9 protein-coding genes, 10 tRNA genes and 1 rRNA gene are annotated in these 13373 nt (G+C 41.5%); 19 read left to right on the top strand and 1 reads right to left on the bottom strand.

Annotated elements, in window-relative coordinates:
• Positions 1–12 precede the first annotated feature (12 nt).
• The 14 genes from rrf (at position 13) to rocF (ending at position 8127) form a co-directional block, all read left to right on the top strand.
• Positions 13–126, top strand: a 5S ribosomal RNA gene (gene rrf, locus ACGTNH_RS20040).
• A 30-nt stretch (positions 127–156) separates the two neighbouring features.
• Positions 157–231, top strand: a tRNA-Asn gene (locus tag ACGTNH_RS20035).
• A 3-nt stretch (positions 232–234) separates the two neighbouring features.
• Positions 235–306, top strand: a tRNA-Thr gene (locus tag ACGTNH_RS20030).
• Between the two features lie 708 nt (positions 307–1014).
• Positions 1015–5364 carry a S8 family serine peptidase gene (locus ACGTNH_RS20025; RefSeq protein ID WP_394588806.1) on the top strand — a complete coding sequence of 1450 codons (4350 nt, stop codon included), beginning with the start codon at positions 1015–1017 and terminating at the stop codon, positions 5362–5364.
• Between the two features lie 169 nt (positions 5365–5533).
• A tRNA-Glu gene (locus ACGTNH_RS20020) sits at positions 5534–5608 on the top strand.
• Between the two features lie 7 nt (positions 5609–5615).
• A tRNA-Val gene (locus tag ACGTNH_RS20015) sits at positions 5616–5691 on the top strand.
• Between the two features lie 4 nt (positions 5692–5695).
• Positions 5696–5771: transfer RNA gene (locus tag ACGTNH_RS20010), tRNA-Thr, on the top strand.
• A gap of 17 nt (positions 5772–5788) precedes the next feature.
• Positions 5789–5874 (top strand) — tRNA-Tyr (locus ACGTNH_RS20005).
• 58 nt (positions 5875–5932) lie between these two features.
• Positions 5933–6007, top strand: a tRNA-Gln gene (locus ACGTNH_RS20000).
• A 228-nt stretch (positions 6008–6235) separates the two neighbouring features.
• Positions 6236–6308 (top strand) — tRNA-Lys (locus ACGTNH_RS19995).
• Positions 6309–6374: 66 nt separating this feature from the next.
• Positions 6375–6449 (top strand) — tRNA-Gly (locus ACGTNH_RS19990).
• 10 nt (positions 6450–6459) lie between these two features.
• A tRNA-Ala gene (locus tag ACGTNH_RS19985) sits at positions 6460–6535 on the top strand.
• 82 nt (positions 6536–6617) lie between these two features.
• Positions 6618–7136 carry an HAD-IIIA family hydrolase gene (locus ACGTNH_RS19980; protein WP_394588805.1) on the top strand — a complete coding sequence of 173 codons (519 nt, stop codon included), beginning with the start codon at positions 6618–6620 and terminating at the stop codon, positions 7134–7136.
• Positions 7137–7224: 88 nt separating this feature from the next.
• The gene (gene rocF, locus ACGTNH_RS19975) at positions 7225–8127 is read left to right on the top strand and encodes an arginase (protein WP_394588802.1); all 903 of its coding nucleotides are present in this window, start codon (positions 7225–7227) and stop codon (positions 8125–8127) included.
• A gap of 16 nt (positions 8128–8143) precedes the next feature.
• On the opposite strand, the gene ACGTNH_RS19970 is transcribed toward rocF, so the two are convergent.
• Positions 8144–8335 carry a Spo0E family sporulation regulatory protein-aspartic acid phosphatase gene (locus ACGTNH_RS19970; protein WP_394588801.1) on the bottom strand — a complete coding sequence of 64 codons (192 nt, stop codon included), beginning with the start codon at positions 8333–8335 and terminating at the stop codon, positions 8144–8146.
• A 158-nt stretch (positions 8336–8493) separates the two neighbouring features.
• On the opposite strand from ACGTNH_RS19970, the gene sigW reads away from it, so the two are divergent.
• From sigW to glmM, 5 genes are all read left to right on the top strand, one after another.
• Complete coding sequence (sigW, locus tag ACGTNH_RS19965) at positions 8494–9057, top strand: RNA polymerase sigma factor SigW (RefSeq protein ID WP_394588800.1); 564 nt, start codon at positions 8494–8496, stop codon at positions 9055–9057.
• A gap of 15 nt (positions 9058–9072) precedes the next feature.
• Entirely contained in the window at positions 9073–9717 is a 645-nt protein-coding gene (locus ACGTNH_RS19960) for a zf-HC2 domain-containing protein (protein WP_394588799.1), read from the top strand.
• Between the two features lie 140 nt (positions 9718–9857).
• A complete protein-coding gene (cdaA, locus tag ACGTNH_RS19955) occupies positions 9858–10676 on the top strand; it encodes a diadenylate cyclase CdaA (protein ID WP_394588798.1) in 819 nt (272 codons plus the stop codon).
• Positions 10669–11643 (top strand): CdaR family protein, encoded by a 975-nt coding sequence (locus tag ACGTNH_RS19950; RefSeq protein ID WP_394588797.1) that lies wholly within the window; start codon positions 10669–10671, stop codon positions 11641–11643. Before cdaA ends, ACGTNH_RS19950 begins: the two co-directional genes overlap by 8 nt.
• A 46-nt stretch (positions 11644–11689) precedes the next feature.
• Positions 11690–13039 carry a phosphoglucosamine mutase gene (gene glmM, locus ACGTNH_RS19945; RefSeq protein ID WP_394588796.1) on the top strand — a complete coding sequence of 450 codons (1350 nt, stop codon included), beginning with the start codon at positions 11690–11692 and terminating at the stop codon, positions 13037–13039.
• Positions 13040–13373 lie beyond the last annotated feature (334 nt).

The raw sequence follows: 13373 nt of genomic DNA, 5'->3' as shown, positions 1-13373 counted from the left end.
CACCTCAATCGATGTGGTGGCGAAAGCGAAGAGGTCACACCTGTTCCCATGCCGAACACAGCAGTTAAGCTCTTCAGCGCCGATGGTAGTCGGGTTTACCCCCGTGAGAGTAGGACGCTGCCACGTCGATTATTATTCATTTTCTGCTATTATTGATCCACAGTAGCTCAGTGGTAGAGCAATCGGCTGTTAACCGATTGGTCGTAGGTTCGAATCCTACCTGTGGAGCCACTTGCTTCCATAGCTCAGTGGTAGAGCACTTCCATGGTAAGGAAGGGGTCGCCGGTTCAAATCCGGCTGGAAGCTCTGGAAGATTAGTTGAATTATTTTTAGATCTGCTTTTGCTTTCAGTAGAAGCTTTTTTTATTTGTCTGCACATAGCACAAGGACCTTCTTACAGGAGCCTTGTGCTTTTTTGTATTGAAAGAAAATGCTTGTTTTATTTCATTCTCTTTATATGAATAACCGATCGTTTCTAAAAATCCATACATTATTATTAACATTTGAATTTTATGTCGAATAATTTGAGTCCTTTATCTTAGTATTATTACAATTACAGACACGAAAATCACAAAAATGGACCACAGATGCTAAAAGTCCCCTAAGAGCCCCATCATGGTGTTGACTTTCACAAGTCGTCAACGCAAATTAAGCTTTTATAATTAAAAATAAAAAGAATGCCGGATTGGAAAAGGACTTTCCCAACTTGACTCATGACTTAACACATTAATAAACCTTGCATATTACTAATGAACTAGTCGCTGAGGGCAGATATATAGTCTGGAAATGTAAAAACATGGATTATTACGATTAATTAAGGTCTAAATATTTAGATTCTACTCGAATATATAGTCTTTAATTCCTTATTACCCTTGGTAATCTAGCGGATTTTGTCACTATAAGATAGGATAATTTTAACAGCCAAGAATCGTAAAAACGTAAATGTTTTAAAAAAAGGAGGACGGAGTGAAAAGACAGGTCTTAGGTAAATTTTACTGAAAGGAGCGTAAACGAATGATAAGAAAGAAGAAGGAAGTTAAGTCGGTAAGCGTTTTACTTATTACTGTTTTGATTCTATCTTTCTTTAATATGACAAGTATTAGTTCGGCAGAGGAATCGTATAATTTGTCGGTGAAAGATAGTAAGCAAACTGCGGGTAAAATAAATGAAGATCTTTCTGTGTCATTTAAAGAAGACAACCAAGTCACCTATTTAGTTAAAATGAAAATACAGGCGGATACGAAAAAAGCAGCAGGCGAAGCAGTTCAGAAATTGAAAGAAAGTAAAGCGTCGGTATCTGCAAAAGAATTAAAACGCGTGCAAAATTCTGCCGTCGTTCATGAATTACGTGCAACGTCTAAAGAAACGCAGCATGAGTTGAATAACTATTTGAGTAAGGCAGAGGATCAGGGTGATGTGACATCTTTCCAACCTTATTACATCGTGAACGCTGTATCTGTCACTAGTAACAAGAAAGTAATGGAGGAGATAGCGTCGTTTGCTGAAGTTGAGAAAATTTTACCTAACCGGACAAGGGAAATTTATCAACCGGTGGAAACTCCAAAGAATGAGGTGAAGGCCGATACACTTGATGTTGCTTCCTGGGGCATAGACCGTATAGGTGCTGAACAAGTTTGGAATGAAACTGGAATAGACGGTTCAGGAGTCGTCGTCGCTAATATTGATACAGGAGTTCAATGGGACCATCCAGGTCTTATGGAAAAATACCGTGGTTATCAAGCGGAAAATCTGGATCAGGTGAACCATGAATTTAATTGGTACGATGCAACTGCAGATGAACCGGAGCCTTATGATGACCAGGGCCATGGTACGCATACCATGGGAACCGTGGCTGGTTCGGAACCAAATGAAACTAATCAGGTCGGTGTAGCTCCAGGAGCCAAATGGATTGCGGTTAAGGCATTTACTGCGGCTGGAGGAACAGACGTAGATTTATTAGATGCTGCTGAGTGGTTATTAGCACCTAAAGATGAAGAGGGAAACCCGCATTCTGAAAAAGCACCTGATGTGATTAACAACTCATGGGGCGGGGGACCTGGTCTTGATGAATGGTATCGAGAGATGGTTCAGAACTGGAGGAACGCAGGGATAGTCCCTGTCTTTTCGGCAGGTAACGACGGTGAGGCGGGGGATGGTAGTATTGCAGCACCAGCTAATTATCCAGAGTCTATTGCTGTTGGTGCAACTGATAATAATGATGAATTAGCTTATTTTTCTTCCGTAGGTCCCTCTCCTTATGATGGCGAAATTAAACCAGATATCTCTGCGCCGGGAGTGAACATCAATTCGACGGTTCCCGGCAGTGATTATGATCATACCTATAGTGGGACCTCAATGGCTGGTCCGCATGTAGCTGGAACTGTAGCTTTACTGCTTGAAGCAGACCAATCACTAACGGTCGATCAAATTGAAGAGTTGTTATATGATACAGCAGATCCGGCTACGAGTGACGATTACCCCGATGATCCTAATGAAGGGTTTGGAAATGGTATTACAAACGCTTATACGGCTGTTTCTGCCGTTGTTTCTGGTATAGGAGAAATCACCGGAAATGTATATGAAGAAGGTGAAGACACAGAAGTTCCAGTGATTGAACATGAGCCGTTGACAGAGTCGTATAAAGGCCTTGAACTGCCGATTGTGGCCGATATTTCAGACAATGTCAGTGTTGACCATGTTGAAGTACAATATCGTGTTGATAGTGAAGAATGGCAGACGGCCGACGCAGAATTAATTGCAGGTAATTTTGAAAATGGCACGTATCAAGCTTCCGTACCTGGTGACCACCTGAATGGGGAATCACTTGAATATAAATTAAGTGCTATTGATTTTGGCGAAAACGAAGCAGAGTCAGACGTTTACTCCATAGAGTTACAAGATGGCATCACAGTAGGGTATTCAGAAGATTTTGAGAGCACTCCTGCTGGCTGGGTGTCGTTTGGCGAAAGCAACTCCTGGGAGTGGGGCGAACCGGATTCTGGACCTGATGGAGCAGCTTCAGGTGAAAGAGTTTACGCTACCAACCTTGAAGGTACTTATGAATCGAATGCCGATATGACACTAAGACTCCCGCCGGTAGAAGTACATGAAGGAGATATGTATCTTCAATTCAAATCATGGTATGAGTTAGAAAGAAATTATGACTATGGACATGTTGTAGTCTCAACAGACAATGAAAACTGGGAACAACTGGCTGAATTTAATGATGAATCTAATGACTGGACGGAGTCTGAGGTTAACTTATCCGAATATGAGGGGCAGACCGTGTATGTGGCGTTTCACGTGGAGACAGATGGGAGTGTCGTGAAGGATGGCTGGTATATAGATGATGTTGCTTTAACAGATCAATCATCGGATACAGCGGCAAAACTTCACACTTCTGAGTCGAAAAAAACCTCCCAAATGAATGAAAAAGACGCTGCTAAGGATGCCAAATCAGATAAAAAGAAAAAACGAGTGAAGTCTAAGAATCTTTTCCCAGGTCCATTTGAGAATGTAGAAGGTCCGTTAATGCAGTCAGGCGAAGTAGACACCTCGCCAATCAGTCCGAATGTGTTACCGCTTGAGGCAACTGTAAGTGTTCTAGAAACTGATAAATCTGTAAGTACTGATCCATCGGACGGAAGTTATAGAATTTTAGCAGCTGCAGGTGACTATACGTTAGAAGCTTCAGCTTACGGTTATAATCCTAGTACAGAGGAAGTTGAAGTGCCTGAAGATGGTCAGGTAAACACTAATTTTACATTGAATCCAACACCTTCCGGGGAAGTAACAGGAACAGTTACGAACGAAAGAACGGGCGATCCAATTGAAGGAGCCATCGTATATGTAGTTGAAGATGCTGCTGTTACACCAGCGGAAACCGATGAAAACGGCGTCTATACCTTAACGGCTTATGAAGGAGACTACACTCTTGAAATTAGAGCTCCTGATTATAAAGGTACAGAAACTTTAGTAACGGTAGAAGGAAATGAAACAGTGACAGTAGATGTTCAATTAGAACCTTTTATTGGATTTCCGGGCGAAATAGGATATGATGACGGCACTGCTGAAAACGCACGTGCTTTCTACGACGCCGGGAATGCCTGGGCAGTTAAGATGTCTTTAGAGGAAGGACAATCTTCAGCGCTAGTCACAGGAGGTCTATTTAGATTTTGGGAAGAAGACTTTCCGGTGCCAGGAGGAACAGAATTTGAAGTGGCTGTGTATGACTCTACTGGAAAGGATGGAGCACCTGGAGAACGTCTGGCTGGACCAATTGAAGCAGAAGCTCTCCGTAATGGGGAATGGACAGAGGTTGATGTTTCAAATGAAGGCATTGTAGTCAATGACGACTTCTATATGGTTTATATTCAGACTCACCCTAATCCAGACACTCCTGCACTTGCCACAGATGAAGACGGGGAAAATGCCGGACGCAGCTGGCAGCAGGTGGGTGGAACTTGGAGTCCATCACCAAGTGCGGAAGGAAACTATATGATTCGTGCAACCGTCGATTATGAAGCAGAAGCTCCTGTTATTGAATCGCCAGCGGACGGGGCTTTTACAAATGAAGAAAATATTACCGTGGAAGGAAGCAGCTCACCGTCAGCTACTATTGAAATTTACAATGGGGAGGAGGAAGCTGCTACTGTTGAAGCAACTGAAGAAGGAAAATTTACTGCAGATCTTGAGCTTAATGAAGGTACAAATGAACTTACTGCTGTAACCGTAACCGAAAACGGAAATACAGATCCGTCTGTCCCTGTTATCGTGACATTGGATCAAACGGAGCCTCAGCTTTCTGTTACATCTCCAGAGAATGGAGACAAAATTAATAGAGAGGTCATTACAGTGGAAGGTACAGTCAATGAAGAAAACCTTGATCAAGTCACTGTAAATGGGGAAGAAGCAAATGTTGAAGAAGATGGAGCCTTTACAAATCGATTGATTATTGATGAAGGGGAAAATATATTAGAAGTAGAAGCGTTAGACAAAGCGGGCAACAGCGTCATAGAAGAGATTACTATAGAAGCCGATTATACAGCACCTGAGCTAACAGATATTAAGCCGGATGAGGATTTATCTCTTCAAGCTGGGGAAAGTGTGAAGATCGAATTTGACTCTGATGATGGGTTGGATGCTACTTTCTATATTAAAATGCCATTGACCAACTTCTCAACACAATCAGATCAGGCCACAGAGCTTCCTATGAGGGAAACAGAAGAAGGTCACTATGAAGGATACTGGACGGCAACCTCGAACTTAGAGGCTGAAGGTGCAGAAGTCGTAGTGAAGGCAGAAGACCAATTTGGAAACGTATCCGAAGAAACGGCAGACGGTAAACTTGATATAAACCAATAATCATTAAAAGGCTGCTGGGTTAACGCTCCAGCAGCCTTTTCTACTTTTAAATTTTTTGAATATAGAGACTTTGAAATTTCCTCTTTACAATTTGCTGTTGGATTGTATATAATAATAATCGTCAGTTTGAACGGGTAACACCAAGAAAACGACAAAAAATTTGTTGATTGGCCCGTTGGTCAAGTGGTTAAGACACCGCCCTTTCACGGCGGTATCACGGGTTCGAATCCCGTACGGGTCACCACTCATATGGAGGATTAGCTCAGCTGGGAGAGCACTTGCCTTACAAGCAAGGGGTCGCAGGTTCGAGCCCTGCATCCTCCACCATATTGCCGGCCTAGCTCAACTGGTAGAGCAACTGACTTGTAATCAGTAGGTTGGGGGTTCAAGTCCTCTGGCCGGCACCATTTTCCTTTTAAATAGTGGAGGGATAGCGAAGTTGGCCAAACGCGGCGGACTGTAAATCCGCTCCCATCGGGTTCGTAGGTTCGAGTCCTACTCCCTCCACCATTTTTTAAAAAAAGATGGAATAAATTAAGATTTTAAGTTAATAATACTTAATGAACATTGGGCTATAGCCAAGCGGTAAGGCAACGGTTTTTGGTACCGTCATGCGCTGGTTCGAATCCAGCTAGCCCAGCCATTTCTATATTTACTGAATAGTATAGCTTTTTTTATTTGTTAAAATAAAGAACAAGCTATCTGTTTTAGTGTGTTAAAATGTCTTTTATGAACCATTAGCTCAGCTGGTAGAGCAAGCCAGCTTCAATGAATAATCTTCTTCGCAGGCTTGCGAGGAGTGAGTCTTCACTGAATGTTCTTGCAACACGACGAGCATCATACCCAAACGTACGAGCACAATTTTTATTGTGAGCCATTAGCTCAGCTGGTAGAGCATCTGACTTTTAATCAGAGGGTCGGAGGTTCGAGCCCTCCATGGCTCATTTATACAGCGGATATTATACATATATATTCGCTGTCCTGTTCACTTAAATTGGCTTATTTTGAGTGCGGGAGTAGTTCAGTGGTAGAACACCACCTTGCCAAGGTGGGGGTCGCGGGTTCGAATCCCGTCTCCCGCTCCATATATATCCAGGGGCCTTAGCTCAGCTGGGAGAGCGCCTGCTTTGCACGCAGGAGGTCAGCGGTTCGATCCCGCTAGGCTCCACCATACATAATAGCTAAAAATACAATTTACTAAAAAGCTGACATCTATGAAAAGATGTCAGCTTTTTTTGAGTAAGGGGGGACTTATGAGAGCTGTATTTATTGACCGAGATGGTACTTTAGGTGGGTCAGATCAAATTGAGTATCCAGGTGAATTTACGTTGTATAAAGGAGTAGAAGAACATTTAAAGAAGTTGAAAGACAGTGGCTTTCTTTTATTTTCGTTTACGAATCAGCCTGGCATTTCAGAGGGAAGATCCTCAAGAGAACAATTTAGAAAAGAATTGCTAGGGTTTGGAATGGATGATGTTTACTTATGTCCTCATAAACCATCAGACCAATGTCGGTGTAGAAAACCAGCTGCAGGGATGATTGAAGAAGCATGTTATGACTATCACTTAAAACTTAATGAATGTTTCGTTATTGGAGATCGGTTAAAAGATATGGAAGCCGGTATACGAGCAGGGTGTAAAACGATCTTAGTCCGAACAGGTAGCGGTGAAGAAGCTCTACTTCAATTAGAGGGGGACCATGAAGGTATTTTTATTCATAATGTAGCTAGCGATATTAATGAAGCCATCAAATGGCTGCTTAGGTCTTTATAACGTATATATATACATAATTATGTCCAGTTGAGTCATTAGGTTGAAAACGTCTACAATTAGAATAGTTTGAAAAAGGAGGAACTATTATATGAATCAAAAGATCTCTATTATAGGTGTACCTATGGACTTGGGACAAAACAGACGTGGAGTAGACATGGGGCCAAGTGCTATTCGCTATGCAGGTATCATTGATCGTTTAGAACAGCTAAAATTGGATATAGAAGACTTAGGGGATATTGAAATTGCCCGGCCTACTCATAACAATCAGGAAAAAGTAGATAATCTGCGTAATTTAAAAGAAGTGGCGGAAGGAAGCATTCTTTTAGCTGAAAAAGTTGATCAAGTTGTACAGAGTGGAGCTTTTCCTCTTGTATTAGGAGGAGATCATAGTATCGCCATGGGAACTTTAGCTGGAGTAGCAAAACATTATGAAAACCTTGGGGTTATTTGGTATGACGCTCACGGGGACCTTAATACAGGCGAAAGTTCTCCATCCGGCAACATTCATGGGATGCCGTTAGCTGTTAGTCTCGGAATTGGGCATGAGAAATTAACCAATATTCTTGGCTATGCCCCGAAGATTAGACCTGAAAACATTGTGATCATAGGTGCCCGCTCTTTAGACGAAGGAGAAAGAGTGTTAATTAAAGAAAAAGGAATACAAGTATTTACTATGCATGAAGTCGATAAGATGGGGATGCCTGCAGTTATGGGAGAGTCGATTAATTATTTAAAAGGCAGAACAGATGGTGTACACTTAAGTTTAGACTTAGATGGTTTAGATCCGAATGAAGCACCTGGAGTAGGAACGCCGGTAATGGGTGGGTTAAGTTATCGTGAGAGCCATTTAGCCATGGAAATGCTTGCTCAATCGAAAATGATTTCCTCTGCAGAGTTTGTCGAGGTAAATCCTATTTTGGATGAAAAGAATAAAACAGCTAATATGGCTGTGGGTTTGATGGGTTCATTGTTAGGAGAGAGTTTACTATAGAAGTTTAAAACGGATATCAGCAGCTAACCTTACGAAAGGGAGGTTGCTGATCCTTTTGCTTAATCGTTTCATATTCATTTAATAAATAATCTAATTTAGAGCTTACATAAACAACGTGTTTAGAAGTTAAAGAGTAACGTTTAGCTAAACGGTTCATTTCATTCCGACACTCTTCTATTTCTTTTAATAGCTTCAATTCAACATTCATTATGATTACACCCCTTGAGAGAGAAACTTTCAGTTCTTACTTTATATCCACTTTTAATAGGGTTTAAACGCTATTTTAGAAAAATGTAATTTTTTTTGAAACCTTTTTACGTACGATTACGTATAGGTGATAACCGCACGAACAGCGGAGGTAGAGAAATGGAAACGATGATAAAGAAAAAAATAAAAGAGGTCAAAAAAGGGGATCAATCCGCTTTTGAAGATATTGTAACTTTCTACCAAAACAAAGTGTTCCATATTTGTTATCGGATGGTAGGGAATGCCTATGAAGCTGAGGATATTGCTCAGGAAGCATTTATCAGGGCTTATACAAACATATCTAGTTTTGATGAGCGGCGTAAATTTTCAACTTGGCTTTATCGCATTGCTACAAACTTAACGATCGATCGAATTCGTAAAAAGAAACCGGATTACTATTTAGATGCCGAAGTTAAAGGTACGAATGGATTAGATATGTACTCCCAGTTAGCCGTCGATCAAGCGTTGCCGGAAGAAGAGGTGGAGAGCCTCGAATTGCAGAGCTTTATTCACCGTGAAATTCTGGCCCTTCCCCCTAAATATAGAAGTGTAATCGTATTAAGGTATTTAGATGAGCTGGCTCTTCAAGAAATAGCTGAAGTGCTGGATATTCCAATCGGTACCGTGAAGACACGAATTCACCGGGGCAGGGAAGCCTTGCGGAAAAGGCTTCGACATGTGTAAAGGAGTTGAGAGGGAATGAATTGTAAAAAAGAAGCTGTAGAGCTTATGCATAAGTATCTAGATGGAGAATTACAAAAAGAAGAAGAACGACGACTGCGTGACCATCTCCAAGCTTGCCCATCCTGCCAGAATCATTTTCATGAGTTAAAGCGCTCGATCGTTTTAATTAAAGATACAGGTGCTATTTCTGCACCATCTAATTTTACAGCTACCGTTATGGCCAATCTTCCGAAAGAGAAGAAGAGACATCACTTTATAAGAAAATTACAGCGTCACCCTATTTTTACAGCCGCTGCGATCTTTTTTGTTCTTATGTTTAGCAGCATCTTTTCTATGTGGAACCAAGATCAGCAAGTTACTGTATCTAAGCAGGAGAATTTGATTATTCAAGACAATACCGTAATTGTGCCGGAAGATGTTACTGTTGATGGGGATTTAGTTGTAAGAAATGGCGATTTAAAAGTAAAAGGTAAAATTGACGGTGATATAACGCTGATTAATGGAGACTTCGTAACAGATGATCCGGAAAATGATTTGAATGGTGAAAATTACCGAGCATATGCAAGCGGCGAAGTGAATGAAGTCAACCAAATATTTGAGTGGATGTGGTACCATACGAAGAATTTTGTATCGGACATCTTTTCTTTTGGTGCAGAATAAGCATAAACCACTGTGGTTGTAACAGTGGTTTAATTTTTTGTATCCTTTTTTAAATCACTTAAAAAAGGGAAGTGTGATATAATAATACAGGCTATGGCAATTTTTAACGTAGCAGAAATTCTTTAGAAGGAAGTGTGAACATGCTTGGTGGGGGACTAGATGTTTTAGACGTACTACTAATTGCAATTGATATAGCCCTTGTCTGGTTTGTTGTATATAAATTAATTATGCTGATCCAAGGCACGAAGGCTGTTCAGCTGTTGAAAGGGATCTTCGTTGTATTAGGTATATGGTTATTGAGTAATTTATTCGGACTGACCACGCTTAGGTGGTTAATGTCACAAGCCATTACTTGGGGTTTCCTCGCTATCATTATATTATTCCAGCCAGAATTAAGGCGAGCACTTGAACAACTAGGTCGAGGAAGCTTTTTTAGTCGAACAACAGCAGAAGAAGAAGATACTGAGAAATCGATACAGGCGATTATAAAGTCGTGTAATTACATGGCGAAGCGCCGGATTGGAGCATTGATCACGATTGAAAGAGAAACTGGTATGGGTGATTATGTCGAAACAGGTATACCAGTAGGCGGTCATTTATCAAGTGAGTTGCTAACGAACATATTTATTCCGAATACACCATTACACGATGGTGCTGTGATACTTAAAGATGATAAAATCATCGCGGCTGCTTGTTATTTACCTTTATCTGAAAGTCCTTTTATTTCGAAAGAGTTAGGAACAAGACATAGGGCAGCTATGGGAATCAGTGAAGTCACAGATGCAGTTACCATAGTGGTATCAGAAGAAACAGGCGGAATTTCATGTACTAAAAATGGCGAACTGCACAGACAATTGGAGCAAGAGACCTTAGAAGATATTTTAAGAAGCGAGCTTAATTCAAGCTCAAAAACCCCTGCCGCAAAATCTTGGAATAGGAGGGGGAAAAAGAATGGATAATTTATTTAAAAATAAATGGTTTATTCGAATTATCTCTTTGCTTCTAGCTGTGCTCTTATGGGTATCTATTAATGTGGATGATAATATGGACAGTGATTCCCAGTGGTTCAACAATACTTCTTCTGTAACAGAAGTAATGAACGATATACCGCTGGAAGTTCAGTTTGATAGTGAAGAGTATGTTGTAACCGGGTTACCGCAAAATGTAACCGTTTCTGTAGAGGGTCCTAACAGTGCCGTAGCTCCTGTCGTCAGGCAGCAAAACTTTACAGCATTTGTCGACCTAAATGATTTAGGCCCTGGCACGCATGAGGTTACCGTTCAACATTCCGGCATATCGAACCAATTATCCGTCAGTATAGAGCCGCAGGTTGTGGAAGTGACGATCGAAGAAAAAGAAAGTCAAAACTTCCCGGTAACTATTGATCTAATTAATGAAAGTCAAATAGAAAATGAGTACACGGTCGGCGAAGCTGAAATCGATCCGAGTGAAGTGACGATTACCGGCTCATCCGCTGCCATAGATCGAGTAGCTTCAGTTAAAGCGATTATGGATGTCGGGGAAGCTGATGAGACATTAGAGGATATTGAAGCACCAGTAAAAGTGTATGATGCACAAGGAAACGAGTTAAATGTTCTCTTAGATCCCACGACTGTTGATGTCACTGTGCCAATTACGAGATCAGAAAAGGATGTGCCAATATCCTTTGAGCCTGCAGGAGAAGCTCCAGAGGGAGTGGAAGTGGATTCTATTAATTCTGAGACGGACAGTGTAACAATTAGCGGTCCGAATGATGTGTTAGAGGAAATAGAGAATTTTGAAGATATTCCTGTAGATGTATCAGAAGTAACAGAAGATGAGACGGTTGAAGTTGATATTCCGCTTCCAGATGAAGTTTCAGGTGTGGATCCTGAAACAGTAGAAGTTGAAGTGGAAGTAGAAGAAGTAACGGAAGAATTAGAATAAAAAGTGACGAATGGATTAAGATAGGATGAAAGAGAGGTCTTTTACAATGGGTAAATATTTTGGAACAGACGGTGTCCGTGGTGTAGCCAATAAAGAATTAACACCTGAACTGGCATTTAAACTAGGTCGATTTGGCGGGTATGTGCTAACTAAAGACATAGAACGCCCGAAAATTTTAATCGGGCGTGATACGCGTATTTCGGGAGAAATGTTTGAAGGAGCTTTAGCAGCTGGACTTCTTTCAATTGGAGCAGAAGTGATGAGGCTGGGCGTCATCTCTACCCCTGGTGTAGCTTATTTGACGAAAGCTCTGCAAGCTGAAGCAGGCATTATGATTTCTGCTTCTCATAATCCAGTAGAGGACAACGGCATCAAGTTTTTCGGTCCTGATGGCTTCAAACTAACAGACGCTCAGGAAGAAGAAATTGAAGCACTGATTGATGCAGAAGAAGACACTCTTCCTCGCCCTTCTGGTTCTGATCTGGGTCAAATAAACGACTACTTTGAAGGTGGTCAAAAATATATGCAGCATCTAAAACAAACAGTGGACTATGACTTTGATGGCTTACATATTGCATTGGATTGTGCAAATGGAGCAACATCTTCCCTGGCTTCTCATTTATTCGCTGATTTAGAAGCTGATATTTCTTCAATCGGTTCCTCTCCAGACGGATTAAACATTAATAAGGAAGTGGGTTCTACTCATCCCGAAGCTCTTCAACAGCTCGTAAAAGATAAGAGAGCTGATATTGGTCTTGCTTTTGATGGGGATGGAGATCGCCTCATCGCTGTTGATGAGAAGGGGAACATAGTAGATGGAGACCGCATTATGTATGTATGTGCTAAATTTATGAATGAAAAAGGAACCTTGAATCATTCAACGGTTGTATCTACAGTAATGAGTAATCTAGGCTTCTATAAAGCGGTCGAAGCGCAAGGGATGAAAAGTGATAAAACGGCTGTAGGAGATCGATACGTTATGGAAGAAATGCGTCGTGGCGGCTATAACCTTGGTGGAGAGCAGTCAGGTCACATTATTTTCTTAGAACATAACACGACGGGGGACGGCATGTTGACGGCCCTTCAACTCGTCAATGTCTTAAAAGAAACTGGAAAACCACTATCTGAATTAGCAGCCGAGATGGAGAAGTTCCCTCAAGTTCTTAAGAACGTACGTGTGATAGATAAACAGGCTGTTCAAACTCACCCTCGTATTCAGGAAGCCATTCAGGCTGTGGAAGAAGAAATGGGAGACAGCGGGCGTGTTTTAGTGAGACCTTCTGGAACTGAACCTCTTGTTCGCATCATGGTTGAAGCACCGACAGAGGAACAGTGTGAAACATATGTTGAAAAAGTTGTGCAAGTGGTGAACGAAGAACTAGGGATGAAAGAGTAATAAGTTATGCGCAGGCCGGGCACAACACGCTCCCCTGCGCATATTTTATAGGGCAGTGCTTTTGCGAAATTCATTGACCTGCCAGCTTGTCTTCGGGTAAAATGAAGCATAGCCTTGAAAAATTTGCCGAACTACGTTTTAATGCACTTTTTTTCGGATAAACGAGTAGAGGCCTTTATTCAAAGAGAGTAAAGGAGGAGCGGAAAAGATCATTTATAAAGCGCCAGGGCTGTGCAGTACGGATCTTAGCACAGTTGACGAGGAGGAGGTTCATCGAGCGTTCGGCGGATGCCTCCCGGTTGCAGCACTTCAACCGCACGTTTGTACGCTAAAC

The organism is Halobacillus sp. B23F22_1 (assembly GCF_043497005.1).
Lineage (GTDB): Bacteria > Bacillota > Bacilli > Bacillales > Halobacillaceae > Halobacillus_A.
Note: the sequence above shows the minus strand (reverse complement) of the source record. Positions and strands in the feature narration are given on the sequence as shown.

Bases quoted from the DNA above. Each gene is read 5' to 3' on its own strand.
- ACGTNH_RS20025 (WP_394588806.1), top strand. From the start codon at position 1,015: ATGATAAGAAAGAAGAAGGAAGTTAAGTCGGTAAGCGTTTTACTTATT.
- ACGTNH_RS19980 (WP_394588805.1), top strand. From the start codon at position 6,618: ATGAGAGCTGTATTTATTGACCGAGATGGTACTTTAGGTGGGTCAGAT.
- rocF (WP_394588802.1), top strand. From the start codon at position 7,225: ATGAATCAAAAGATCTCTATTATAGGTGTACCTATGGACTTGGGACAA.
- ACGTNH_RS19970 (WP_394588801.1), bottom strand. From the start codon at position 8,335: ATGAATGTTGAATTGAAGCTATTAAAAGAAATAGAAGAGTGTCGGAAT.
- sigW (WP_394588800.1), top strand. From the start codon at position 8,494: ATGGAAACGATGATAAAGAAAAAAATAAAAGAGGTCAAAAAAGGGGAT.
- ACGTNH_RS19960 (WP_394588799.1), top strand. From the start codon at position 9,073: ATGAATTGTAAAAAAGAAGCTGTAGAGCTTATGCATAAGTATCTAGAT.
- cdaA (WP_394588798.1), top strand. From the start codon at position 9,858: ATGCTTGGTGGGGGACTAGATGTTTTAGACGTACTACTAATTGCAATT.
- ACGTNH_RS19950 (WP_394588797.1), top strand. From the start codon at position 10,669: ATGGATAATTTATTTAAAAATAAATGGTTTATTCGAATTATCTCTTTG.
- glmM (WP_394588796.1), top strand. From the start codon at position 11,690: ATGGGTAAATATTTTGGAACAGACGGTGTCCGTGGTGTAGCCAATAAA.